Annotated in this window: 20 protein-coding genes; 2 read left to right on the forward strand and 18 right to left on the reverse strand. The window is 71.8% G+C overall.

The window, feature by feature from the left end; genetic code table 11:
• The first annotated feature begins 272 nt into the window (after positions 1-272).
• Positions 273-1,922, forward strand: a complete 1,650-nt coding sequence (locus ACFXGN_RS08445) for an alkaline phosphatase D family protein (protein WP_384855185.1) — start codon at positions 273-275, stop codon at positions 1,920-1,922.
• A 339-nt stretch (positions 1,923-2,261) separates the two neighbouring features.
• On the opposite strand, the gene ACFXGN_RS08450 is transcribed toward ACFXGN_RS08445, so the two are convergent.
• From ACFXGN_RS08450 to ACFXGN_RS08475, 6 genes are all read right to left on the reverse strand, one after another.
• Positions 2,262-2,843, reverse strand: coding sequence for a dienelactone hydrolase family protein (locus tag ACFXGN_RS08450; protein ID WP_351779281.1), 582 nt, complete (start codon positions 2,841-2,843; stop codon positions 2,262-2,264).
• 122 nt (positions 2,844-2,965) lie between these two features.
• Positions 2,966-4,552: a Na+/H+ antiporter gene (locus ACFXGN_RS08455; RefSeq protein WP_384855187.1), complete on the reverse strand. Its 1,587-nt coding sequence runs from the start codon at positions 4,550-4,552 to the stop codon at positions 2,966-2,968.
• A 124-nt stretch (positions 4,553-4,676) separates the two neighbouring features.
• Positions 4,677-5,150: a GNAT family N-acetyltransferase gene (locus tag ACFXGN_RS08460; RefSeq protein WP_384855190.1), complete on the reverse strand. Its 474-nt coding sequence runs from the start codon at positions 5,148-5,150 to the stop codon at positions 4,677-4,679.
• A complete protein-coding gene (locus ACFXGN_RS08465; protein ID WP_366441626.1) occupies positions 5,147-6,088 on the reverse strand; it encodes an RluA family pseudouridine synthase in 942 nt (313 codons plus the stop codon). The genes ACFXGN_RS08460 and ACFXGN_RS08465 overlap by 4 nt, the downstream gene beginning before the upstream one ends.
• Before the next feature lie 40 nt (positions 6,089-6,128).
• The gene (lspA, locus tag ACFXGN_RS08470; RefSeq protein ID WP_384855192.1) at positions 6,129-6,800 is read right to left on the reverse strand and encodes a signal peptidase II; all 672 of its coding nucleotides are present in this window, start codon (positions 6,798-6,800) and stop codon (positions 6,129-6,131) included.
• Positions 6,801-6,879: 79 nt separating this feature from the next.
• Positions 6,880-7,719 carry a TraR/DksA family transcriptional regulator gene (locus ACFXGN_RS08475; RefSeq protein ID WP_384855196.1) on the reverse strand — a complete coding sequence of 280 codons (840 nt, stop codon included), beginning with the start codon at positions 7,717-7,719 and terminating at the stop codon, positions 6,880-6,882.
• Positions 7,720-8,257: 538 nt separating this feature from the next.
• Here ACFXGN_RS08475 and ileS point away from each other — a divergent pair.
• Positions 8,258-11,401, forward strand: a complete 3,144-nt coding sequence (ileS, locus tag ACFXGN_RS08480; RefSeq protein WP_384855198.1) for an isoleucine--tRNA ligase — start codon at positions 8,258-8,260, stop codon at positions 11,399-11,401.
• Positions 11,402-11,772: 371 nt separating this feature from the next.
• Here the strand turns inward: ileS and ACFXGN_RS08485 are convergent, their stop codons facing one another.
• The 12 genes from ACFXGN_RS08485 to murF all read right to left on the reverse strand — a co-directional run bounded on the left by ACFXGN_RS08485 (position 11,773) and on the right by murF (position 24,339).
• Positions 11,773-12,984 (reverse strand): DivIVA domain-containing protein, encoded by a 1,212-nt coding sequence (locus tag ACFXGN_RS08485; protein ID WP_384855200.1) that lies wholly within the window; start codon positions 12,982-12,984, stop codon positions 11,773-11,775.
• A gap of 55 nt (positions 12,985-13,039) precedes the next feature.
• Entirely contained in the window at positions 13,040-13,330 is a 291-nt protein-coding gene (locus ACFXGN_RS08490) for a YggT family protein (protein WP_351779305.1), read from the reverse strand.
• Between the two features lie 82 nt (positions 13,331-13,412).
• Positions 13,413-14,033, reverse strand: a complete 621-nt coding sequence (locus tag ACFXGN_RS08495) for a cell division protein SepF (protein ID WP_030693462.1) — start codon at positions 14,031-14,033, stop codon at positions 13,413-13,415.
• 121 nt (positions 14,034-14,154) lie between these two features.
• A complete protein-coding gene (locus ACFXGN_RS08500) occupies positions 14,155-14,874 on the reverse strand; it encodes a YggS family pyridoxal phosphate-dependent enzyme (RefSeq protein WP_384855204.1) in 720 nt (239 codons plus the stop codon).
• 8 nt (positions 14,875-14,882) lie between these two features.
• The gene (gene pgeF, locus ACFXGN_RS08505; RefSeq protein WP_384855207.1) at positions 14,883-15,611 is read right to left on the reverse strand and encodes a peptidoglycan editing factor PgeF; all 729 of its coding nucleotides are present in this window, start codon (positions 15,609-15,611) and stop codon (positions 14,883-14,885) included.
• Positions 15,608-16,822: a cell division protein FtsZ gene (gene ftsZ / locus ACFXGN_RS08510; RefSeq protein WP_384855210.1), complete on the reverse strand. Its 1,215-nt coding sequence runs from the start codon at positions 16,820-16,822 to the stop codon at positions 15,608-15,610. The genes pgeF and ftsZ overlap by 4 nt, the downstream gene beginning before the upstream one ends.
• A 277-nt stretch (positions 16,823-17,099) precedes the next feature.
• On the reverse strand, positions 17,100-17,903 hold the full coding sequence (locus ACFXGN_RS08515; RefSeq protein WP_384855212.1) for a cell division protein FtsQ/DivIB: 804 nt from the start codon (positions 17,901-17,903) through the stop codon (positions 17,100-17,102).
• 28 nt (positions 17,904-17,931) lie between these two features.
• Positions 17,932-19,026, reverse strand: a complete 1,095-nt coding sequence (murG, locus tag ACFXGN_RS08520) for an undecaprenyldiphospho-muramoylpentapeptide beta-N-acetylglucosaminyltransferase (protein ID WP_351779320.1) — start codon at positions 19,024-19,026, stop codon at positions 17,932-17,934.
• Between the two features lie 6 nt (positions 19,027-19,032).
• Positions 19,033-20,370, reverse strand: a complete 1,338-nt coding sequence (ftsW, locus tag ACFXGN_RS08525) for a putative lipid II flippase FtsW (protein ID WP_384855215.1) — start codon at positions 20,368-20,370, stop codon at positions 19,033-19,035.
• 56 nt (positions 20,371-20,426) lie between these two features.
• Positions 20,427-21,866 (reverse strand): UDP-N-acetylmuramoyl-L-alanine--D-glutamate ligase, encoded by a 1,440-nt coding sequence (murD, locus tag ACFXGN_RS08530; RefSeq protein ID WP_384855217.1) that lies wholly within the window; start codon positions 21,864-21,866, stop codon positions 20,427-20,429.
• Positions 21,848-22,918: a phospho-N-acetylmuramoyl-pentapeptide-transferase gene (gene mraY / locus ACFXGN_RS08535; RefSeq protein WP_384855219.1), complete on the reverse strand. Its 1,071-nt coding sequence runs from the start codon at positions 22,916-22,918 to the stop codon at positions 21,848-21,850. Before mraY ends, murD begins: the two co-directional genes overlap by 19 nt.
• Entirely contained in the window at positions 22,915-24,339 is a 1,425-nt protein-coding gene (gene murF, locus ACFXGN_RS08540; RefSeq protein ID WP_384855222.1) for a UDP-N-acetylmuramoyl-tripeptide--D-alanyl-D-alanine ligase, read from the reverse strand. Before murF ends, mraY begins: the two co-directional genes overlap by 4 nt.
• Position 24,340 lies beyond the last annotated feature (1 nt).

Below are 24,340 nucleotides of genomic sequence, written 5' to 3' on the forward strand. Positions count from 1 at the left end.
GTGCGTCCCGGCCGGGGTCCGGCGAGCCGGGCCCAGGCCCGTACCCAGGCCCGGGTACGCGTACGGCCGGGGCCGGGGCCAGGAGTACGGAGCACAGGCACGGGGACGGCCCGAGAGCCGCCCCGCCGACTCGGCGCGGCCCCGACCCGACGTACTTCCGGGCCTCGGCACGACCTCGACCCGACGAACTTCCGGGCCTCGGCGGCCCCGACCCGACAGACTTCCGGGCGCCAGGTGCCACCTCCCCTTACTCATCAGTAATCTGACTGACCGTGACCAGTCAGTCCCCCTCCACCGCCCCCACGCGGCGCACGGTCGTCAAGGCCGCCGCCGTCACCGCCGTCATCGCACCGGCCCTCCTGGGCACGGCCGCCACGGCCCACGCCGCACCCACGGCACCCGCCTTCCTCCACGGCGTCGCCTCCGGCGACCCGCTGCCCGACGGCGTCCTGCTCTGGACGCGCGTCACCCCCGCCCCCGGGGCCGTGCCCGGCTCCGGTCTCGGCCCCGACGTCCCCGTCGGCTGGGAGCTGGCCGAGGACCGGGCCTTCACCCGTCCCGTCGCCTCCGGCACGACCACGGCGACCGCCGCGTCCGACCACACGGTGAAGGCGGACGTGCGGGGGCTGCGCCCGGCCACCTCCTACTGGTTCCGCTTCACCGCGGGCCCCGCCGTCTCCCCCGCCGCCCGCACCCGCACCGCCCCCGCGGCCGACTCCGCCGGGCCCGGCGTCCGCTTCGGCGTGGTGTCGTGCGCGAACTGGGAGTCCGGCCACTTCTCCGCGTACCGCCATCTCGCCGGACGCGCCGACCTGGACGCGGTCCTGCACCTCGGCGACTACGTGTACGAGTACGGCAGCGGCGTCTACCCGGACGCGAAGTACACCGTCCGGCGGCACGAGCCGCGCCACGAGACCGTCTCGCTCGCCGACTACCGCGTCCGGCACGGCACGTACAAGACGGACCCGGACCTCCAGGCGCTGCACGCGGCGCACCCGTTCGTCGCCATCTGGGACGACCACGAGTTCGCCAACGACGCCTGGCCGGGCGGCGCCGAGAACCACACGCCGGGCGCCGAGGGCGACTGGGCGGCCCGGTTCGCCGCCGCCAAGCAGGCGTACTTCGAGTGGATGCCGGTACGCGCCTCCACCGAGGGCACGGTCTTCCGGCGGCTGCGCTTCGGCAAGCTGGCCGAGCTGCACCTGCTGGACCTGCGGTCCTTCCGCTCCGCCCCGGCGAAGACCGGCAGCGGCACGGTGGACGACCCGGAGCGGACCGTCACCGGCCGCGCCCAGCTGGACTGGCTCAAGTCCGGCCTCGCCGCGTCGGACGCGTCCTGGCAACTGGTCGGCACCTCGGTGATGATCTCGCCGGTCGCCTTCGGCGCGCTGCCCGCCCATCTCCTGGAGCCGCTCGCCGAGCTGATCGGGCTGCCGAAGGAGGGCCTCGCGGTCAATGTGGACCAGTGGGACGGCTACACCGACGACCGCGGGGAGCTGTTGGCGCACCTGACGTCCCGGTCCATCCGGAACACGGTCTTCCTGACCGGTGACATCCACATGGCCTGGGCCAACGACGTACCGGTGAGGGCGGCGACGTACCCGCTGTCGGCGTCCGCCGCGACCGAGTTCGTGGTCACCTCGGTGACCTCGGACAATCTGGACGACATGCTGCGCGTGGCACCGGGGACGCTCTCGGCGGTGGCCGCGGGCGCGATCAGGACCGCCAACCGGCACGTGCACTGGGTGGACATGGACCACCACGGCTACGGGGTGCTGGACGTGACCGCCGAGCGTTCGCAGATGGACTACTACACGGTCTCCGACAAGGCGGACCCGGCCGCGACGACGTCCTGGACGCGCTCCTACCGGACACTGAGCGGGACGCAGCGCGTCGAGCGGGTGTACCAGCCGGTGCACTGAGGCCCCCGGTCGCGGGCGGGGAACGGGCCCGGGGAAGAGACGGAAGAGGTACGGCTCCGAACCCCCGGGTCACCCCCTCGAAAAGGCCCCACCGAGGGCCGCACCGCCCCCCTCCCTCCCCACACCCCGCCCCGGGCGGCGAGCGCCCCGACGCCGAGGACGGCCACGCGGACCAGCGGGACCAGCGGGACCAGCGGGACCAGCGGGACCAGCGGGACCAGCGGGACCACGGAACGACGACCGCTGGGACGACGTGACGCGCCCGCCGGACCGTCCCGCGCACGGAAGCGGCCCCGGGGATCTCCTCCCCGGGGCCACCCCCGTGTCTCCGCGCCGGTACTAGGCCGCGTCCTTCAGCTCCTCCAGGAACGACAGCGCCACCGACCAGGTCCGCTCGGCCGCCTCCTCGTCCCAGTCGGGCAGCTCCGGGTCCGTGTAGAGGTGCCCGGCGCCCCGGTAGCGGTGGACCTCCACGTCCGCCCCCGCCCGGCCCATCTGGAGGTACCAGGAGGACAGCCAGTCGTCCGTCTCGAACGGGTCGGGCTCCGCCACGTGCAGCTGTACGGGCAGCTCGTCCACCGACGCGTTCGGCGCGAGGTCCGAGGTGCCGTGCAGCAGGAGCAGTCCGCGCGCCCGCTCGTCGCCGAGGGCCAGGGTCTGCGCGACCGAGGCGCCGAGGGAGAAGCCCGCGTAGACCAGACCGCGCTCCGAGTACGGGGCGGCGGCCAGGATCGCCCGCTTCAGCAGCTCGTCCTTGCCGATCTCGTCCCGCTTCGCCATGCCCTCCTCCACCGACTCGGTGGTCCAGCCGTCGAAGAGGTCCGGCACCCGCACCTGGTGCCCGGCGGCCCGCAGCCGCTCGGCGGCGGCCTCGACGGCCGGGCGCAGCCCGTAGACCGAGTGGAAAAGCATGATGTCCATACGGGCCATCCTGCCACCCACCAGCGACGACCGGGACGACACCCGCGCCGCACAGCCCCGGGTGTCCCGGCCGCGCCTGACTCCCGGCGCACCACCACCCGGTACGGCCCGCGCCCCGCGCCTCACCTCATGCTGCGCACGTCCAGCTGCCGCAGCACCCGGTCCACCACCTCCGGGTCGGCGCCCGGTTCGTTGCGGGCCGCGAGCACCTCGTGCCGGGCGGCCGACATCAGCTCCCGCTGGATCCGCTGCACCGCCTTGAACCGCTCCGTCCGCTCCACGAACGCGGCCCTCCGCTCCTCGTCGACGACGTCCGGGCTGATCCTGGCCCCGATGTCGTACGCCCCCCGGTGCAGCCGCTCCTGCACCTCCTCCGGCAGGTCCTCGACCTCCTCGATCTCCTTGAGCCTGCGCTTGGCCGCCTTCGCCGCCCGGATCGCCAGATCGCGCTCCAGGGCCCGCTCGGCGTCCGCGTCGGCCCGCACGCCGAGCCGCCGGACCAGCCAGGGCAGGGTGAGGCCCTGGAGGACCAGGGTGCCGATGATCACGCAGAAGGCGATGAAGACGATCTCGTCGCGGCCGGGGAACGGCGCCCCGTCGTCGGTGCGGAGCGGAATGGCGAGCGCGAGCGCGACCGAGGCCACCCCGCGCATCCCGGCCCACCACATGACGATGGTCTCCCGCCAGCTCGTCGGGATCTCCTCGTCCACGTCCCGGCGCGTGTGCAGCCGTTTCGCCAGCCAGGTGGCGGGCAGCAGCCACAGCAGCCGGACCACGACCACCACCCCGACGACGGCGGCGCCCCAGCCGAGCATCCGCAGGCCGCGGCCCTCGGCCACCCCGAAGACATGGATCATCTCCAGGCCGATGAGCCCGAACGCGATGCCGGTGACCAGGGTGTCGACGACCTGCCAGAAGGTCTGTCCGGCGAGCCGCCCCATGACGTCGTCCGCGTCCGCCGCGTGCTCGGCCAGGAAGAGGGCGGTGACCAGGACGGAGAGGACCCCGGAGCCGTGCAGCTCCTCGGCGAGCACATAGCTCACGAAGGGCACGAGGAGGGTGAGGCCGGTCTGGAGGGTGACGTCGCCGAGGAGCCCGATGAGCTTGTTGCAGAGCCAGCCGAGCAGCAGTCCGACGACCAGGGCGACCACGGCGGACAGCACCAGCGCCCCGACCGCCTCGGGCCAGGAGAACGTTCCGCTGACGGCCGCCGCGATGGCCACGTGGTAGAGCACGATCGCGGTCACGTCGTTGAAGAGGCCCTCGCCCTCCAGGATCGACACCAGCCGTCTCGGGAGCCCGAGCGAGCCCGCCACGGCGGTCGCCGCGACCGGGTCCGGCGGGGCGACGAGGGCGCCGAGCGCGATGGCGGCGGCCAGCGGCAGACCCGGCACCAGGGTGTGCGCGACCGCGCCGACGGCCGCCGTGGTGACGAAGACGAGGGCGACCGCGAGGAGGAAGATGGGCCGCTTGTTCGCCGCGAACTGACGCCACGAGGTGCGCTGCACGGAGGCGTAGAGCAGCGGGGGGAGCACCAGCGGGAGGATGAACTCCGGCGGGATCTCGACGTTCGGCACGAAGGGCAGGAAGGCCAGCACGATCCCGACGAGGGTCATCAGGACGGGCGCGGGCAGTCCGAGCCGGTCGCCGAGGGGCACCGTGAGCAGGGCGCCGAGGAGCAGCAGGAACAGCAGGGCCAATTGATCCACGGGCACACCCTGCCACGTATGCCCGTTTTAGCCGCGACTGCCCCCTGTGTACGTCTCCGCGCGGCGGGTGCGCCACGGGGGCGGCGGGCCGCGCCGGAAAGGACCGGACGGCGCCGCCGGTCCGCTACAGGGCCCTGCGCATCGCCCGGTGCGGCATGTCCGCGTCCGGGAACTCGGGGCCGTACGCGGTGTAGCCGAGCCGCTCGTAGAAGCCGAGGGCATGGGTCTGGGCGTGCAGGTCGACGGCGGCGAGACCGCGCTCGCGCGCCGCGTCCTCGATGCCCCGCACCAGCGCCGCGCCGACGCCGAGGCCACGGGCCGCCCGGACGACCGCGAGCCTGCCGAGCGAGCCCACCGAGGCGTCGGCGCCGGTCCTCCCGGCGGCGTCCGCGCCGTGCAGCAGGCGTCCGGTGCCCAGGGGCAGTCCGTCGGCGCCGACCGCGAGGACGTGCACGGCGGTCGCGTCGAACGCGTCGTACTCCAGTTCGCCCGGCACGCCCTGTTCCTCGACGAAGACCTCACGGCGCACCGCGAAGCACGCCTCGCGGTCCCCGGCGCCGACCGCCTCGCGCACGGTGCACGCGCCGGTGGTGGTCACCGGCTCTCCGAGGCGATCCGGTCCAGGGCCCGCTGGAGGTCCTCGGGGTAGGTGCTGGCGAACTCGACCCACGAGCCGTCGCCGGGGTGCTCGAAGCCGAGCCGGACGGCGTGCAGCCACTGCCGGGTCAGCCCGAGGCGCTTGGCGAGCGTCGGGTCGGCGCCGTAGGTCAGGTCGCCGACGCAGGGGTGCCGGTGGGCGGACATGTGCACCCGGATCTGGTGGGTGCGGCCGGTCTCCAGCTTGATGTCGAGCAGCGAGGCCGACCGGTACGCCTCGATGAGGTCGTAGTGGGTGACGGAGGGCTTGCCGTCGGCGGTGACCGCCCACTTGTAGTCGTGGTTCGGGTGCCGCCCGACGGGGGCGTCGATGGTGCCGCTCATCGGGTCGGGGTGCCCCTGGACCAGCGCGTTGTAGCGCTTGTCGACCGTGCGCTCCTTGAACTGGCGCTTGAGCGAGGTGTACGCGTACTCGGACTTGGCGACCACCATCAGACCGGAGGTGCCGACGTCGAGGCGGTGCACGATGCCCTGGCGCTCGGCGGCGCCGGAGGTCGAGATGCGGTACCCGGCGGCGGCGAGGCCACCGATGACCGTGGTGCCGGTCCAGCCGGGGCTGGGGTGCGCGGCGACTCCGACCGGCTTCATGATCACGACGATGTCGTCGTCGTCGTGGACGATCTCCATGCCCTCGACGGGCTCGGCGACGATCTGCACGGGGGCCGCGGCCCCCGGCATCTCGACTTCGAGCCACGCGCCGCCGCTGACCCGCTCGGACTTGCCGACGACGGCGCCGTCGACCTGGACCTTCCCGGCGGCGGCCAGCTCGGCCGCCTTCGTACGGGAGAAGCCGAACATACGGGCGATGGCGGCGTCGACGCGCTCGCCTTCCAGGCCATCGGGAACGGGCAGGGTGCGGATCTCGGGACTCGTGCTCACCCGTCGAGTATGCCTTGTGCGGAAGGTGCCGCGTTCTGCGTCAGTCCTTGTGGACGGTGCCGTCCGGGTCCAGACCCCGGAAGGACAGGATCACGATGAGGATGCCGCCGCAGACGATCGCGGAGTCCGCGAGGTTGAAGACGGCGAAGTGCGCGGGCGCGATGAAGTCGACGACGGCGCCCTTGAAGACGCCCGGGGAGCGGAAGATGCGGTCCGTGAGGTTGCCGAGCGCGCCGCCGAGCAGCAGTCCGAGCGCGATGGCCCAGGGCAGGCTGTAGAGCTTCCGGGCCAGCCGGATGATCACGACGATCACGGCCGCCGCGATGCAGGTGAAGATGATCGTGAAGGCCTCGCCCATGCCGAACGCGGCACCCGGGTTGCGGATGGCGTCGAAACGGAGCAGATCGCCGATCACCTCGATCGGCTCGCGGCCCTCCAGCTTCTCGACCACCAGCATCTTGCTGCCCAGGTCGAGCAGGTAGGCGAGCAGCGCCACCACGAAGAGCGCGAAGATCTTCCGGCGGCCCTTGGGACGCTCCTCGACGGCCTCGACGGCCTCGCCGCCGTCGGCCTCCGCCGCGCCGCCCGGGACGTCCGCGCCCCCGGCTCCCGGCGCGGCCGTGCCGCCACCGGCCGCCGTCGCGTCCGAGGCGGCCGGGTCGTCGGCCCCTGCTGAATCCGGCGTACCGATGATGCGCTCCGCCTCTGCCACGTGAGTGAGTCCCTCGACCTCGATGCCTGACCGTGCCCCGAGGGTACGGCACAGGCGTACGAGACCCGCAGCCGAGACCTCAGCCGCGCCGCTCCTGCCGCTGCTTGTCCTCGACGCAGAGCGTGGCCCGGGGGAAGGCCTGCATCCGCGCCTTGCCGATCGGCTTCCCGCACACCTCGCACAGGCCGTACGTGCCCGCGTCGAGCCGTTCCAGGGCGTGCTCGGTCTGTTCCAGCATCTCGCGGGCGTTGGCGGCGAGGGCCAGCTCGTGCTCCCGGGTGATGTTCTTGGTGCCGGTGTCGGCCTGGTCGTCCCCTGCGCCGTCGCCGGAGTTCCGCATGAGACCGGTCAGCTCCTCCCGCGAGTGCGCCAGCCCGCTGCGCAGCCGGAGCACCTCGGACTGGAGGGTGGTACGGGCCTCGGTGACCTCGGCCGGGGTCCACGGCTCCTCGCCGGGCCGCACCGCCAGCCCGCCGGTACGGGCCGTGGGCACCACGGCCCCGTCCCCTCCGGCCGTGACGCCACCCGCGGTCTTCTTCGCTGCCACCGTCCTGGCTCCTGTCCGCTGCTCGGCCGCGGGCGCCTTCCCGGCGTCCGCCTTCTTCGCCCGGGTCCTCCCGGCGGGCTTCTCATCGGCGGCGCCGGTGTCCCCGGGACCCGCCACCGCCGCCTTCTTCGCGGCGGTCCGCTTCGCCGCGCTCTTCCCGGCCACCGCCTTCTTCGCGGCGGTCTTCTCCGGGGCGCTCTTCTTCGCGGCGCTCTTCTTCGCGGCGGGCGTCTCCGTGACGTCCGCCGCGCCCGGGTCCGCCGGCGGTTCCCCGGCCGGTGGCGGCGCCCCGGACACGCCCTCGGCGCCCCCGGCCGGACCGGTGGAACCGGCGGCCGAGGTCTTCTTCGCGGCGGTCTTCTTCGCCACCATGTCGCGGCCCCTTCACATTTTGTGATCTTGCTCGCGCACCGTGGTGGGACGATAAATCGGCCCGGGGCCCGCGGCAACGGGGCACGCCGCCGTTCCCGCCCCGCCCCCGCCTCCCCCGGGGCGGACCTGCCTCCGTTGTTCCCAGCTCCCCGCCGGGTAATCCGGCCCGCCCTCCCCCACATGGCCGCATCCCGGGTCCGGCCGCCGCGTGTGGCCATTCGGGTCACGGGAAATCCGGTCCGCCGTCTCCGCCCCGGGCCCTTACACTGGGCGGAGCGAAAGGCTTGGATGGGGACGAGTAGCGTCGTACGCGGCCATGAGCGACCCGGGGACGGTGAGAGCCCGGGGGTCAGCCCGATGTGAAGCATCACCCCGGAGCCGTCGGAAGAAAGCCGCAGCACAGCGCGGTGACTAGACCCGGCGTCGCACCCCAATGAGGGGGCTCGGGGCGTGCCCGCCCTGGGCCAAGGAGGGTGGTACCGCGGGAGCAGTGCTCTCGTCCCTCCGACGGAACGACACCAGTCCGCCGGAGGAACCGATGACAGCGCCGCAGTACCGCCAGGTGCCCGCCCAGGTCGACCTGCCCGCGATGGAGCACGCCGTGCTCGATCTCTGGCAGGAGAACAAGATCTTCGCCAAGAGCCTGGAGCGGTCCGAGGGCCGCCCCGAGTGGGTCTTCTACGAAGGACCGCCCACCGCCAACGGTATGCCCGGCGCGCACCACATCGAGGCCCGCGTCTTCAAGGACGTCTTCCCCCGCTTCCGGACCATGCGCGGCTACCACGTGGCCCGCAAGGCGGGCTGGGACTGCCACGGCCTGCCGGTCGAGCTGGCCGTCGAGAAGGAGCTGGGCTTCTCCGGCAAGAAGGACATCGAGGCGTACGGCATCGCCGAGTTCAACGACAAGTGCCGCGAGTCCGTGACCCGGCACACCGACGCCTTCGCCGAGCTGACCACCCGCATGGGCTACTGGGTCGATCTCGACGACGCGTACCGGACCATGGACCCCTCGTACATCGAGTCGGTCTGGTGGTCGCTGAAGCAGATCTTCGACAAGGACCTGCTCGTCCAGGACCACCGGGTCGCCCCCTGGTGCCCGCGCTGCGGCACCGGTCTGTCCGACCACGAGCTGGCGCAGGGCTACGAGACGGTCGTCGACCCCTCGGTGTACGTGCGCTTCCCGCTGACCTCCGGCCCGCTGGCCGGGAAGGCGGCGCTCCTCGTCTGGACGACGACCCCGTGGACCCTGGTGTCCAACACGGCGGTCGCCGCCCACCCCGAGGTCAGCTACGTGGTCGCCACCGACGGCGACGAGCGGGTCGTCGTCGCCCAGCCGCTGCTGGAGAAGGCGCTCGGCGAGGGCTGGGTCACCACCGGCGAGTCGTTCACCGGCGCGGAGATGGAGCGCTGGACCTACCGGCGCCCCTTCGACCTCATCGAGTTCCCCGAGCCCGCGCACTACGTCGTCAACGCCGAGTACGTGACGACCGAGGACGGCACCGGTCTGGTCCACCAGTCCCCCGCCTTCGGCGAGGACGACCTCAAGGTCTGCAAGGCGTACGGCCTGCCGGTCGTGAACCCGGTCCGCCCCGACGGCACCTTCGAGGAGGGTCTGCCGCTGGTCGGCGGCGTCTTCTTCAAGAAGGCCGACGAGGCGCTCACCGCCGACCTGGACGCGCGCGGACTGCTCTTCCGGCACATCCCGTACGAGCACAGCTACCCGCACTGCTGGCGCTGCCACACGGCCCTGCTCTACTACGCGCAGCCGTCCTGGTACATCCGTACGACCGCGGTCAAGGACCGGCTGCTCGCGGAGAACGAGCGGACGAACTGGTTCCCCGACTCGGTCAAGCACGGCCGCTTCGGCGACTGGCTCACCAACAACGTCGACTGGGCGCTCTCCCGCAACCGCTACTGGGGCACCCCGCTGCCGATCTGGCGCTGCGAGGACGACCACCTGACCTGCGTCGGCTCCCGCGCCGAGCTGACCGGGTTGACCGGCACCGACCAGTCCGGGCTCGACCCGCACCGCCCGTACATCGACGCCGTGACGTTCGGCTGCCCTGCCGAGGGGTGCGGGAAGACCGCGACCCGCGTCCCCGAGGTCATCGACGCCTGGTACGACTCGGGCTCGATGCCGTTCGCGCAGTACGGCTACCCGTACGAGAACAAGGAGCTGTTCGAGAGCCGGTACCCGGCGCAGTTCATCTCCGAGGCGATCGACCAGACCCGCGGCTGGTTCTACACCCTGATGGCCGTCGGCACCCTGGTGTTCGACAGGTCCTCGTACGAGAACGTGGTCTGCCTGGGCCACATCCTCGCCGAGGACGGCCGCAAGATGTCCAAGCACCTGGGCAACATCCTCCAGCCGATCCCGCTGATGGACCAGCACGGCGCCGACGCGGTCCGCTGGTTCATGGCGGCCGGCGGCTCACCGTGGGCGGCCCGCCGGGTCGGCCACGGCACGATCCAGGAGGTCGTCCGCAAGACCCTCCTGACGTACTGGAACACGGTCGCCTTCCAGGCCCTGTACGCGCGGACCGCGGGCTGGGCGCCGAGCGCCGCCGACCCGGCGCCCGCCGACCGCCCGGTCCTCGACAAGTGGCTGCTGTCCGAGCTGAACACCCTGGTCGCCGAGACGACCGAGGCGATGGAGTCGTACGACACCCAGCGCACCGGCAAGCTCGTCTCGGCGTTCGTCGACGACCTGTCGAACTGGTACGTGCGCCGGTCCCGCCGCCGTTTCTGGCAGGGCGACAAGGCGGCCCTGCGCACCCTCCACGACGTGATCGAGACGGTTACGCGGCTGATGGCCCCGCTGACCCCGTTCATCACGGAGCGGGTCTGGCAGGACCTCGTGGTGCCGGTGACGCCGGACGCCCCGGAGTCGGTACACCTGTCCACCTGGCCGGAGGCGGACCCCGCCCGGATCGACCGGACGCTCTCCGAGCAGATGCTGCTCGTCCGGCGCCTGGTCGAGCTGGGCCGTGCCACCCGCGCGGAGTCCGGGGTGAAGACCCGTCAGCCGCTCTCCCGGGCGCTGGTCGCGGCGAACGGCTTCCCGGCCCTCTCCGAGGAGCTCCGGGCGCAGATCACCGAGGAGCTGAACGTCAGCTCCCTGGCCTCGCTCTCCGAGGTCGGCGGTTCGCTCGTCGACACCACGGCCAAGGCGAACTTCCGTTCCCTGGGCAAGCGGTTCGGCAAGGGCGTCCAGGACGTGGCGAAGGCCGTGGCCGCGGCCGACGCGGCGGCGCTCTCCCTGGCCCTGCGGTCCGGCGAGGCGAGCCTGGAGGTGAACGGCGAGACCATCACCGTCACCCCCGAGGAGGTCATCATCACGGAGACCCCCCGCGAGGGCTGGTCGGTCGCCTCGGACGCGGGCGCCACGGTCGCCCTGGACCTGGAGATCACCCCGGAGCTGCGCAAGGCCGGTCTGGCCCGTGACGCGATCCGGCTCATCCAGGAGGCCCGCAAGAACAGCGGCCTGGACGTGGCCGACCGGATCGCCCTGCGCTGGCTGACGGACTCCCCGGAGACGGCGGAGGCCCTGACGGCCCACGCGGAACTGATCGCGGACGAGGTCCTGTCGACGGACTACGCCCAGGCCGAGGCCGACGAGTCCTACGGCACACCGTTCACGGACGAGTCGCTGTCCCTGACGTTCCGCCTCCGCAAGGCGTGACACCCCCGGAAGGCCCGGCTCCCCTCCAGGGGGGCCGGGCCTTTCGCCTGCCCGCTCCGGAACGGCACGGGAACCTCCGCACCCCGCCCCGCACTTGGACACGGCACACGGGCCCGGCACGAACCACCGCGCCCCTGGCGACGCGAAGCCACCCCTGACGGGGCCGGACGCCTCCGGGGCACAGAGCGGAACCCCTGCTCCGGGCAAGGGCGGGGCGGGCGAGGGCGGGCAAGGGAAGGCCCACCGCGGACGCCCGCGCCACCGGCCGTCGACCGGCCCCGCCCACGACAAAGGGCCGGGCCCCCGGTTTCCCGGGGGCCCGGCCCTTCAGCCTGCCGACGGCTACGCGCTCATCGCGCGACCGCCCGCCGTCAGTTGTCGTCCTCGTCGATGAGGAAACCGCGCATCGGCGCGGGCGCCTGCTGCATCGGCTGCGGAGCCTGCGGACGGACCGGAGCCATCGGCTGGGTCATCGCCGGAGACATCTGCTGCTGACCGCCGTAGGAGGGGGCACCTCCCATGGACGGCGCACCGCCCATCGCGCCGGTGCTGCCGTAGGACGGCGCACCCGCACCGGCCGAGGCCATCGACGGGGCCGGCGGCAGGGAAGCCGCCGCCGGGGTCCGCGGCGGGGCCAGCGAGTCGTCGGCCTGGGTCTCCAGCTGGCGCAGCTGCGACTCCAGGTACGACTTCAGCCGCGTGCGGTACTCGCGCTCGAAGCCCCGCAGGTCCTCGACCTTGCGCTCGAGGGTGGCGCGGGCGGACTCCAGGGAGCCCATGGCGACACGGTGCTTCTCCTGCGCGTCCCGCTCCAGGGCGTCCGCCTTGGAACGGGCGTCCCGCTCCAGACCCTCGGCACGCGAACGCGCCTCGCCGACGATCTTGTTGGCCTCGGAACGGGCCTCCGCGATCGCCTGGTCGGCGGTCTGCTGGGCCAGCGAGAGGACACGGGCGGCGCTGTCGCCACCGGGGCCCTGCTGCGGCTGCTGCTGCATCTGCGGCGGCATCTGCTGCTGCATCTGCTGCGGGTGCCCCATGGGGCCGCCCTGCATCTGGCCGGGGCCCATCGGTCCGCCCTGCATGGGACCGCCCTGCATCGGGCCGCCCTGCATGGGACCACCCTGCATGGGACCACCCTGCATCTGGCCGGGGCCCATCGGTCCGCCCTGCATGGGACCGCCCTGCATCGGGCCGCCCTGCATCTGGCCGGGACCCATCGGTCCGCCCTGCATGGGACCGGCGGGAAGCTGGGGGGCACCGGACGGCAGCTGCGGCGGGCCCATCTGCGGCGGCTGCTGCTGGACCGGCGGTCCGGATATGGCGGCGGGCACCGGCGCGCCGGGTCCGACGGGACGGTCCTGCGGCTCCGGGGGCTTGCGCATACCCTGCTGCTGCTGGTTCTGCGCGGCGGCACGCGTCGCGGCGGCCAGCTTGGCGCGCAGGTCCTCGTTCTCGCGGAGCAGGCGGGTCAGTTCGGACTCGACCTCGTCGAGGAAGGCATCCACCTCGTCCTCGTCATAGCCTTCTCGAAGGCGGACGGTCGTGAACTGCTTGTTCCGCACATCCTCGGGAGTCAGCGGCATCTCTTCTTCACCTCTACGTAGTCGTCGGCAGTCGGCAAGACCGTATCGTCCACATTCACCTCGCGAAGCTGCTCACGAGGGAGATCAGGATGTAGACGATGATCATCAGAACGAAGAAGGACAGGTCGAGTGCCACGCCCCCGAGACGCAGCGGCGGGATGAGTCGCCGCAGGAGCTTGAGCGGTGGATCGGTGACAGTGTAGGTGGCCTCAAGGACGACCACCATCGCCTTACCGGGTTGCCATGAACGGGCGAACTGGAAGACGTAGTCCATGACGAGCCGGACGATCAGTAGAACCAGGAAGCACATCAGCGCGATGTAGACCACTTGTAGTGCGACGCCCATCCCGCGCTTCCCTCTCCCCTGGCTTTCGTGCTCTCAACTTGTTCCGGCCGCTTCGCGACCGGTCCGTCCGGTTCTCGTGTTCTCAGCTCTGGTTGAAGAATCCGCCCTCTGCGATCCGGGCCTTGTCCTCCGCCGTGACATCGACGTTAGCAGGCGACAACAGGAACACCTTCTGCGTCACGCGCTCAATGCTGCCGTGGAGCCCGAAGACGAGTCCGGCGGCAAAGTCGACAAGTCGCTTCGCGTCCGTGTCGTCCATCTCCGTGAGATTCATGATCACCGGAGTGCCCTCACGGAAGTGTTCCCCGATGGTACGGGCCTCGTTGTAGGTCCGGGGGTGCAGCGTGGTGATGCGGTAGGGCTCCCGCTCGGACACGACCTTGGGCATGATCACCGGCGCGTTCTTCTCCAGGCTCGGGCGTTCGGGTGTGATGGATGCCACGGGGGCAATTCGGGCCGGACGTCCGCTTTCGGCGAGTACCGGGACGGAATGGGCGATCGGCTCCCGGGGGGCCGGAGGCTGCACCACTCGCACCGGTTCCTCGCGCTCCACCTGGCGCGGAGGGGTGTGCCGCCGGTCGCGCTCGGGCTCCGGCTCCAGCTCGGGTTCGAAGTCGTCGTCGGGGTCGAACCCCCGGCCGTCGTACCCATCGTCCTCCACGAGGCCGAGGTAGACCGCCATCTTGCGCATCGCGCCGGCCATTCTCTGAGTCCTCCGCTCTGTGGTGGATCGGCCTCGTCACCAAGTGTGCGATCCACGGGTCGTTCCGCCTGTTTTACGGAATGACCATATTTTCTGCTGTGGTCCGACTTGCTTGGCGACGTTACCCGAGCTTCGGGCGGACTCCGAGTACCGCAGTACCGACGCGTACGTGTGTCGCCCCGGCCGCCACGGCCTCATCGAGGTCCGCACTCATCCCTGCTGACACCATGTTCGCAGCCGGACGGGTCGCGCGCAGGACAGTCGACAGATCCACCAGCCGGTCGAAGGCGGCGCGTTGCCTCCCGGCGTACGGACCGGCCAGCGGGGCCACGGTCATCAGTCCGTCGAGCCGCAGCGCGGGAGCCGCGTCGACCGCCGCCGCCAACTCCTCGATCCCGTCCGGGGCGATCCCGCCCCGGTCGCCCCGCTGACCGGACTCCGCGTCGAGCGCCACCTGGAGGAGGCAGCCGAGTTCACGGCCCGCCCGCTCCGCGGCGGCGGAGAGCGCGGAGACCAGCTTCAGCCGGTCGACGGACTGGACCACATCGGCGTAACCGACCACGGACCTGACCTTGTTGGTCTGCAACTGGCCCACGAAGTGCCAGGTCAGGTCGAGGTCGGCGCAGGCCGCCGCCTTGGGCGCGGCGTCCTGGTCCCGGTTCTCGGCGACGTGCCGCACCCCGAGCCCGTGCAGGATTCTGACGTCGCTCGCGGGGTAGGTCTTGGTGACGACGACGAGCGTCACCTCCTCCCGCGCGCGACCGGCGGCGGCACAGGCGGCGGCGATGCGTGCCTCCACCCGGGCCAGGTTCTCGGCGAGTTCCGACGTGCGGTCCGTCATGTCTCTTCTCAGTCCAGCCAGACATATCCCGCGAGTCGCCCCGTGGTGCGATCGCGGCGGTACGAGTAGTGGTCAGCGGATTCCAGGGTGCAGATCCCGCAGGACCGCCGGTCGGTGACGCCCAGTCGGTCGAGCTGGGCGAGCACTCCGGCGGTGACGTCGACGGCGGGGGTGCCCCAGCTCGTCTCGGCGCCCGCCGCGGGTTCGGTCTCCGCGACCTCGGCGCGCATCGCCCCGGGCACCTCGTAGCAACGCCCGCAGACGGCGGGGCCGGTGCGGGCGACGACACGGGCGGGATCGGCGCCGAGCCGGACCATGGCCGCGAGGGCGGCGGGGACGATCCCCGCCACCATCCCGGGGCGCCCGGCGTGGGCGGCGGCCACGACCCCGGCGACGGGGTCGGCGAGCAGGACCGGGACGCAGTCCGCGGTGAGCACGGCGAGGGCGAGGCCGCGCCGGGCGGTGACGAGCGCGTCCACCGGGGGAATCTCCCCGGTGGACCAGGGGCCGTCCACCTCGGCGACGTCGGCGCCGTGGACCTGGTTCATCCAGACCACCCGCGCCGGGTCGAGGCCGAGGGCGTCCGCGGCGAGCGCCCGGTTGGCGAGCACGGCCCCGGGGTCGTCCCCCACCGCGCCGCCGAGGTTGAGCTCCTCGTACGGAACGGCGCTCACCCCGCCCCACCGGTCGGTGAAGGCGAAGTGCGCGCCGTTCGCGTCGAAGCGTCGACCTATCACTTCAGGAAGTCCGGGACGTCCAGCTCCTCGGCCTGGGAGTCCGCGTACGGGCGGGCCGGGGGGACGACCGGCGGGGCGGGCGGCAGCGGGATCTCGTTGACGGCCGGGGACGGCTCGATCGGAGCGCGTACCGGCTCCTCGCGCGGGGCGACGGTGCCGAGTCCGCCCATCGGGCGGGAGGTCTCGGCGTGGCGGGGCGCCGGAGCCGGCTCCTCGCGCTTGGCGGAGGCCGAGCCCATGATGTTGTCCCGGCGGGCGGGCGGCTGGCCGCCGTCGAAGCCGGCCGCGATGACGGTGACCCGGACCTCGTCGCCCAGGGCGTCGTCGATGACGGCGCCGAAGATGATGTTGGCCTCGGGGTGGGCGGCCTCGCTGACCAGTTGCGCGGCCTCGTTGATCTCGAAGAGACCGAGGTCGCTGCCGCCGGAGATGGAGAGCAGCACGCCACGGGCGCCGTCGATGGAGGCCTCCAGGAGCGGCGAGGAGATCGCCATCTCCGCGGCGGCCACCGCGCGGTCGTCGCCCCGGGCGGAGCCGATGCCCATGAGGGCCGAACCGGCCTCGGACATGACCGACTTGACGTCGGCGAAGTCGAGGTTGATCAGGCCGGGGGTGGTGATGAGGTCCGTGATGCCCTGGACGCCGCTCAGCAGCACCTGGTCGGCCGACTTGAAGGCGTCGAGCACGGAGACCTGACGGTCCGAGATCGACAGGAGCCGGTCGTTGGGGATGACGATGAGGGTGTCGACCTCTTCGCGGAGTTCGGCGATGCCGTCCTCCGCCTGGTTGGCGCGACGGCGTCCCTCGAAGGTGAACGGCCGGGTGACCACACCGATCGTCAGGGCGCCGAGCGAGCGCGCGATGTTGGCCACGACGGGGGCGCCGCCGGTGCCGGTGCCACCGCCTTCGCCTGCGGTGACGAAGACCATGTCGGCCCCCTTGAGGACCTCCTCGATCTCCTCACGGTGGTCCTCTGCCGCCTTGCGACCGACGGCCGGGTTGGCCCCGGCCCCGAGGCCGCGGGTGAGTTCACGGCCGACGTCGAGCTTGACGTCGGCGTCGCTCATCAACAGCGCTTGCGCGTCGGTGTTGATCGCGATGAACTCGACGCCCTTGAGACCGACCTCGATCATTCGGTTGATGGCATTGACACCACCGCCGCCGACACCGATGACCTTGATGACTGCGAGGTAGTTCTGCGGTGCTGCCACGTCGAAGGCCTCTCGCCTCGAGTTACGTGTCGTCGCCGCGCGTTGGTCGCGCCGCTCCGACGGATGCCGATTGGGACGGTCCGAAACGCCGACCCAAACCCTAACGTTCAAGTTTAGGGTTACCAGTGTCGCTGTTCGCTGGACTCTTCCGAACAGGACACTAAGTCGACAAGTGGCGCACGTTCAACGAACACGCCGAACCTCCCGTTTTTCTTTTCACCCTATGTGATCACCCGTAGCGCTGGCCAACCAGGGTGCTGGCCAGGGGTGATGTGCGTCAACTCCCGGACGAGGCGGGCGCCGTGGGGGCACTTACATCGAAGTGCCCCGCTTTGGGAGTGGCCTTCATGAGCGCGGCGAGGACCCGGACCTTGACCGGACCGTGCTCCCCGCTGCCCCAGTAGACGGTGCGCCCCCCGCTCAGCTCCAGAGTGACGGAGTCGTACGAGGTGACGCGCACGACACGAGTGTCCCGGGCGATTCGGGGCGGGAGTTCACCCCGTACGCGCACCGCCTCGTCCAGCAGCCGGTCCGCGCCGAAGCGGCGGAGGCTGGGCGAGGAGGCGACGTCCAGGACGAGCCGGGGGACGCCCTTGGGGGCGGTGGGCACCGTGGCGAACCGCATTCCGGTCCTGTCCACTTCGGTGAACTTCCCGCCCTTCTCCATCACGAGAACGGGCTGCCGTTCCGTCACCTTCAGCCCGATTCCGTGCGGCCACGACCGGACCACGTCCACCGATTCGACGCGCGGCAGCCGGGCCCTGAGCCTGGCCTCGATGCCGTCGGTGTCGACGGAGACGAGGGGGGCGCCCACCGGCACGGCGGCGACCGCCTCGACCTCACGCGGGGTCAGCACCACCGTGCCGTAAGTCTTCACACGTTCCACACGGAACCAGGAGGAGCCGTAGAGCGCCCAGACCCCGGCGACCACGAGGACGAGAACGCCGAACGCGATGAGGAGCGTTCGGGTGCCGGGTGCCCGGAACCCACGGTTCCGGGCACCCTCGCGGGACGGACCGTCCGACGGCCCCTTCGACCCGCTCCTGCCGCTCTTCTCGGCCGTCGTCGGTCCGGCTGCCATCCGGCGCCTCCTGCCCTCAGCCGCCGCGCTACGCCTGACGGCGGGCGGCGATCGCCTCGTACACCATGCCGACGAGCAGGTCGTCGGCGTCCCGGCGGCCGAACTCGGCGGCGGCGCGGGACATCTCGTACAACCGGTGCGGATCGGCCAGTACGGGCAGGACGTTGCCCTGCACCCACTGCGGCGTCAGCTCCGCGTCGTCGACGAGGAGTCCGCCGCCCGCCTTCACCACCGGCTGGGCGTTGAGCCGCTGTTCGCCGTTGCCGATCGGCAACGGGACGTACGCGGCGGGCAGCCCGACGGCGGAGAGCTCGGCGACGGTCATCGCGCCCGCGCGGCAGAGCATCATGTCGGCGGCGGCGTACGCGAGATCCATCCGGTCCACGTACGGTACCGGCACGTACGGCGGCATACCGGGCATGTTGTCGACGCGCGGCATTTCGTTCTTCGGGCCGACCGCGTGCAGGATCTGGATGCCCGAGCGCTGGAGCACCGGAGCGACCTGCTGGACGACCTCGTTGAGCCGCCGGGCGCCCTGCGAGCCGCCCGAGACCAGCAGGGTCGGCAGGTTCGGGTCGAGACCGAAGGCGGCGCGCGCCTCGGGCCGTACCCGGGCCCGGTCCAGGGTGGCGATGGTGTACCGCAGCGGGATGCCGATGTAGCGGGAGTTGCGGAGCTTGCTGTCCGGGGTGGCGACGGCGACCCCGGCGGCGTACCGCGAACCGATCTTGTTGGCGAGTCCGGGCCTGGCGTTGGCCTCGTGGACCACGATCGGCACCCCGAGGCGCTTGGCCGCGAGATAGCCGGGCAGGGCCACGTAACCGCCGAAGCCCACCACGCAGTCCGCCCTGGTGCGCTCCAGGACCTGCTCGGCGGCCTTGATCGTGCCGCGCAGCCGCCCGGGGACGGTGATCAGTTCGGGGGTGGGCCTGCGGGGCAGCGGTACGGCCGGGATGAGAGCCAGCTCATAGCCCCGCTCGGGCACCAGCCGGGTCTCCAGACCCTTCTCCGTGCCCAGCGCCGTGATCCCCACGGTGGGGTCCTGCCTGCGCAGGGCGTCCGCGAGGGCCAGCGCGGGCTCGATGTGGCCGGCGGTCCCCCCGCCGGCGAGTACGACATGCACCGAAATTCACCGCTCTCCGGACGGGCGCTTCTTGACGCGCCGTCGCATCGACTTCCATCTCACCCCGGCCCGCTTGCCCCAGCCGGGGCGGCGCATGGCCAGGGCCGCTTTCGCGGCGGGTTCCTGTCGCGCGAAGGCGATGAGGAGCCCGACGGCGAACATGGTCGGCAGCAGGGCCGACCCACCGTAGGAGAACAACGGGAGCGGGACACCGGCGATCGGCAGCAGACCGAGCACCGCACCGATGTTGATCACGGCCTGCGCCGTGATCCAGGTGGTCACACCTCCCGCGGCGAACCTCACGAAGGGGTCCTCCGTGCCTCCGGCCACGCGGATACCCGCATAGCCTAGGGCCGCGAACAGGGCGAGTACCGACAGCGTCCCCGCCAGCCCCAGTTCCTCACCGGTGACCGCGAAGATGAAGTCGGTGTGCGCTTCGGGCAGTTGGCCCCATTTCTCGACGCTCGCGCCGAGTCCGGAACCGAACCAGCCGCCCGAGGCCAGCGCGTAGATTCCGTGCGCGGCCTGGAGGCAGGGGGCCCCCTCGCCGCCGGGATCGGTCGCGCCGATGCAGTCGAAGCGCCGCATCCGGTTGTCGCTCGTCTTGATCAGCAGGAAGCCGATCGCACCGGCCACGGCGAGCACCCCGGCGAAGAGCCGGGTGGGCGCGCCCGCGGTCCACAGCAGGCCGAAGAGGATCGCGGCGAGGATGATCGAGGTGCCCATGTCGCCGCCGAGCATGATCAGGCCGAGCAGCATGAAGGTGCCGGGTACCAGGGGCACCAGCATGTGCTTCCACTGTGTGAGCAGTCTCATGTCGTGCTTGCGCGCGAGCAGGTCGGCGCCCCAGAGGATGAGCGCCAGTTTGCCGAACTCGCTGGGCTGGAGCTGGAAGGGGCCGCCGAGGGAGATCCAGTTCTGGTTGCCGTTGACCGCGTGCCCTATCCCGGGGATCTGTACGAGCACCATGAGGAAGACCGCGCCGACCAGGATCGGGTAGGCGAGGGCCCGGTGCAGTTTGATCGGCATCCGGGAGGCGAGCAGGAGGAGTCCGGTGCCGAGCAGGGCGGCGAAGAACTGCTTGCGGAAGAAGTAGGAGGGCACCAGGTCGTAGGTGAGTGCCGTGATCATCGAGGCGGAGTAGACCATCACCATGCCGAGCGTGGTGATGAGCATCCCCGCGCCGATGATCACGTAATAGGCCGTGAGGGGCCGGTCCCAGGCCTTCCTGGCCCGCTCGTGGAGGCCCCTCAGGCCGCCGCGGGACCGCCCCGGCGGTGCGGGGGCCCGCCCCCCGCCGCGTGCGGCGGAGGGCCTGCGAGTCCCGACGATCTTGCTCGGCATGGTCGCTGCCCCCTCCGGTCGTGCCCGGTACGGCCGGACCCTCCCCGTCGGGCGGGTCAGGCGTCCCCGGTGGCGGCGAGGGCGCGGACGGCGTCCGCGAAGGCCTCGCCCCGCTCGTTGTAGTTGGTGAACATGTCCATCGAGGCGCAGGCCGGGGCGAGGAGGACCGTGTCCCCCGGGCGGGCGAGCCGGGCCGCTTCGCGGACCGCCTCGGACATCGCCCCAGTGTCGGTCCGGTCGAGGTCCACCACCGGGACTTCCGGGGCGTGTCGCGCGAGGGCTTCGCGGATCAGGGCCCGGTCGGCGCCGATCAGGACGGCCGCGCGCAGGTGCTTCGCCGACTTCCGGACGAGCTCGTCGAAGGTCGCGCCCTTGGCGAGGCCTCCGGCGATCCAGACGATCGGGTCGTAGGCGGCCAACGAGGCTTCGGCGGCGTGGGTGTTGGTGGCCTTGGAGTCGTCGACGTACGCGACTCCGCCGATCTCCTCGACCAGTTCGATGCGGTGCGGGTCCGGCCGGAAGGCCTTCAGTCCGTCCCGTACGGCCTTGGCGTCCACGCCGAAGGCGCGGGCGAGGGCGGCGGCGGCGAGCGCGTTGGCGATGTTGTGCGGGGCCGGTGGCTGGACGTCGGATACCTCGGCGAGCTCCTGGGCGTTCTCCCGCCGGTTGTCGACGAAGGCCCGGTCGACGAGGAGTCCCTCGACGACGCCGAGTTCGGACGGGCCGGGGGTGCCGAGGGTGAAGCCGATCGCCCGGCAGCCCTCCTCGACGTCGGCCTCGCGGACCAGGTCCTCGGTCACCGGGTCGGCCCTGTTGTAGACGCAGGCGACCTGGTTTCCCTCGTAGATCCGGCCCTTGTCGGCGGCGTACGCCTCCATGGAGCCGTGCCAGTCGAGGTGGTCGGGCGCCAGGTTGAGCACGGCGGCCGAGTGGACCCGGACCGAGGGGGCCCAGTGCAGCTGGTAGCTGGAGAGCTCCACGGCGAGGACGTCGTACGGTTCCTCGCCGAGGACCGCGTCGAGGAGCGAGACGCCGATGTTGCCGACGGCGGCGGTCCGCAGACCGGCCGCCTCCAGGATGGCGGCGAGCATCCGCACGGTGGTGGTCTTGCCGTTGGTGCCGGTGACCGCGAGCCAGGGGGCCGCGTCCGGGCCCCGCAGCCGCCAGGCCAGCTCGACGTCGCCCCAGACCTCCACGCCCGCCTCGGCGGCGGCCGTGAAGAGCGGCTTGTCGGGCCGCCAGCCCGGGGTGGTGACGATCAGCTCGGTGCCGGACGGCAGGGTGGCCCCGTCGCCGAGGCGGACGGTGACGCCCGCCGCCTCCAGCTCCGCGGCCTGGGCCCGGGAGCGCTCGTCGTCGCCGTCGTTGACGACGGTCACGTGCGCGCCCCGGGCGGCCAGGACGCGGGCGGCCGGGATGCCGGAGACGCCGAGGCCCGCGACGGTGACCCTCTTGCCGGTCCAGTCGAGCTGTTCTGTCACTTGTCCGCTGCCCATCCCGCGTAGAAGAGGCCCAGGCCCACGATCACGCACATGCCCTGGATGATCCAGAACCGGACGACGACCAGGACCTCCGACCACCCCTTGAGTTCGAAGTGGTGTTGGAGCGGGGCCATCCGGAAGACGCGCTTGCCGGTCATCTTGAACGAGCCGACCTGGATGACCACGGACATGGTGATCAGCACGAACAGGCCGCCGAGCAGCGCGAGGAGCAGCTCCGTGCGGGAGCAGATGGCGAGACCGGCGAGCGCGCCGCCGAGGGCGAGGGAGCCGGTGTCACCCATGAAGATCTTGGCGGGCGAGGTGTTCCACCAGAGGAAGCCGAAGCAGGCGCCCATCAGGGCGGAGGCCACCACCGCGAGGTCGAGCGGGTCGCGGACCTCGAAGCAGGCGCTGGGGTTGGTGAGGGTCAGCGCGTTGGCGCAGGACTCCTGGAACTGCCACAGGCCGATGAACGTGTAGGCGCCGAAGACCATCACGGAGGCGCCGGTGGCCAGGCCGTCCAGACCGTCCGTCAGGTTCACGCCGTTGGACATGGCCAGGATCATGAAGAGCGCCCAGACCACGAACAGCACCGGCCCGATGGCCCAGCCGAAGTCGGTGATGAAGGAGAGCTTCATGGAGGCCGGGGCGAGACCGCGCGAGTCGGGGAACTGGAGCGCGAGCACCGCGAAGGCGATGCCCACGATCAGCTGTCCGGCCATCTTCGCCTTGGCCCGCAGGCCCAGCGAACGCTGCTTGACGATCTTGATGTAGTCGTCGAGGAAGCCGACCAGGCCCATGCCGGTCATCAGGAAGAGCACCAGCAGGCCCGAGTACGAGACGGGCTCGCCGGTGATGACCTTGGCCAGGGCGTACGCGATGATCGTCGCCAGGATGAAGGAGATGCCGCCCATGGTGGGCGTGCCCTTCTTCCCGGCGTGGCCCCGGGGGCCGTCGTCGCGGATGAACTGCCCGTATCCCTTGCGGGCGAGCAGCTTGATCAGCAGCGGGGTACCGATCAGCGTCAGGAAGAGCCCGATGGCTCCCGCGAAGAGGATCTGCCTCATCGGCCGGTGACCTCGCCCTCGGTGTCGAGGAGAGCCAGGGCGACCTGTTCGAGACCGACCGACCTGGAAGCCTTCACAAGGACGACGTCCCCCGGTCGCAGCTCACTGCGCAACAGGTCGACCGCCGCCTGCGCGTCGGACACGTGCACCGACTCCTCACCCCACGAACCCTCGTTATATGCGCCCAGTTGCAGCCAGGACGCTTCCCTGTCCCCGACCGCGACGAGCTTGCTGACGTTGAGCCGGACGACCAGCCGTCCGACCGCGTCGTGCTCGGCGAGCGATGCGTCACCGAGCTCGGCCATCTTGCCGAGCACCGCCCACGTACGGGCCCCTCGGGCCTGTGCGGCCCTGCCCATGGACGCGAGCGCGCGCAGGGCGGCTCGCATGGACTCGGGATTCGCGTTGTAGGCGTCGTTGACGATCGTCACGCCGTCCGGACGCTCGGTGACCTCCATGCGCCAGCGCGACAGGGTGCCCGCCCCGGAGAGCGCGGTGGCGATCTCTTCGACGGACATTCCCAGCTCGTGCGCGACGGCGGCCGCGGCGAGCGCGTTCGACACGTGGTGCTCACCGTACAGGCGCAAGGTCACGTCGCTGCACCCGGTGGGTGTGTGAAGCCGGAAAGAGGGCTGTCCGGTCTCCGTGAGGCGGACGTTCTCGGCCCGTACGGCCGCTTCGTCCGCTTCGCCGAACAGGGTCACGCGGGCCTTGGTGCGGCTCGCCATGGCGCGGACGAGCGGGTCGTCGGCGTTGAGGACCGCGACACCGCCCTCCTCGGCCGACGGCAGCGCCTCGACCAGTTCGCCCTTGGCCCGGGCGATCTGTTCCCGGCCGCCGAACTCCCCGATGTGGGCGGTGCCCACGTTGAGGACGAGGCCGATGCGGGGCGGGGTGAGGCCGGTGAGGTAGCGGATGTGGCCGATGCCCCGGGCGCCCATCTCCAGGACCAGGTGCCGGGTCTCGTCGCCCGCGCGGAGCGCGGTGAGCGGCAGGCCGATCTCGTTGTTGAGCGAACCGGGCGTCCACACCGTGGGGGCGTGCCGGTCGAGGACCTGGGCGATCAGGTCCTTGGTGGAGGTCTTGCCCGCCGAGCCGGTGAGGGCGACGACATCGGTGCCGAGCCGGGCGACGACCGCGCGGGCGAGGGCCCCCAGCGCGGTCTGGACGTCGTCGACGACGAGGGCGGGTACGCCGACGGGCCGGGCGGCCAGTACGGCCACCGCACCGGCGGCGACGGCGCGTTCCGCGTAGTCGTGGCCGTCGACGTGCTCACCGGCGAAGGCCGCGAAGAGGCTGCCGGCCCGCACTTCTCGGGAGTCGATGACGACGGGCCCGGTGATCCGGGCGGCCGGATCCGGTATGTCGTGCGCCTGCCCGCCGACGATTTCGGCGATCTCGGCGAGGGAGAGGGCGATCACT

This window comes from Streptomyces sp. NPDC059247 (genome assembly GCF_042754005.1).
Lineage (GTDB): Bacteria > Actinomycetota > Actinomycetes > Streptomycetales > Streptomycetaceae > Streptomyces.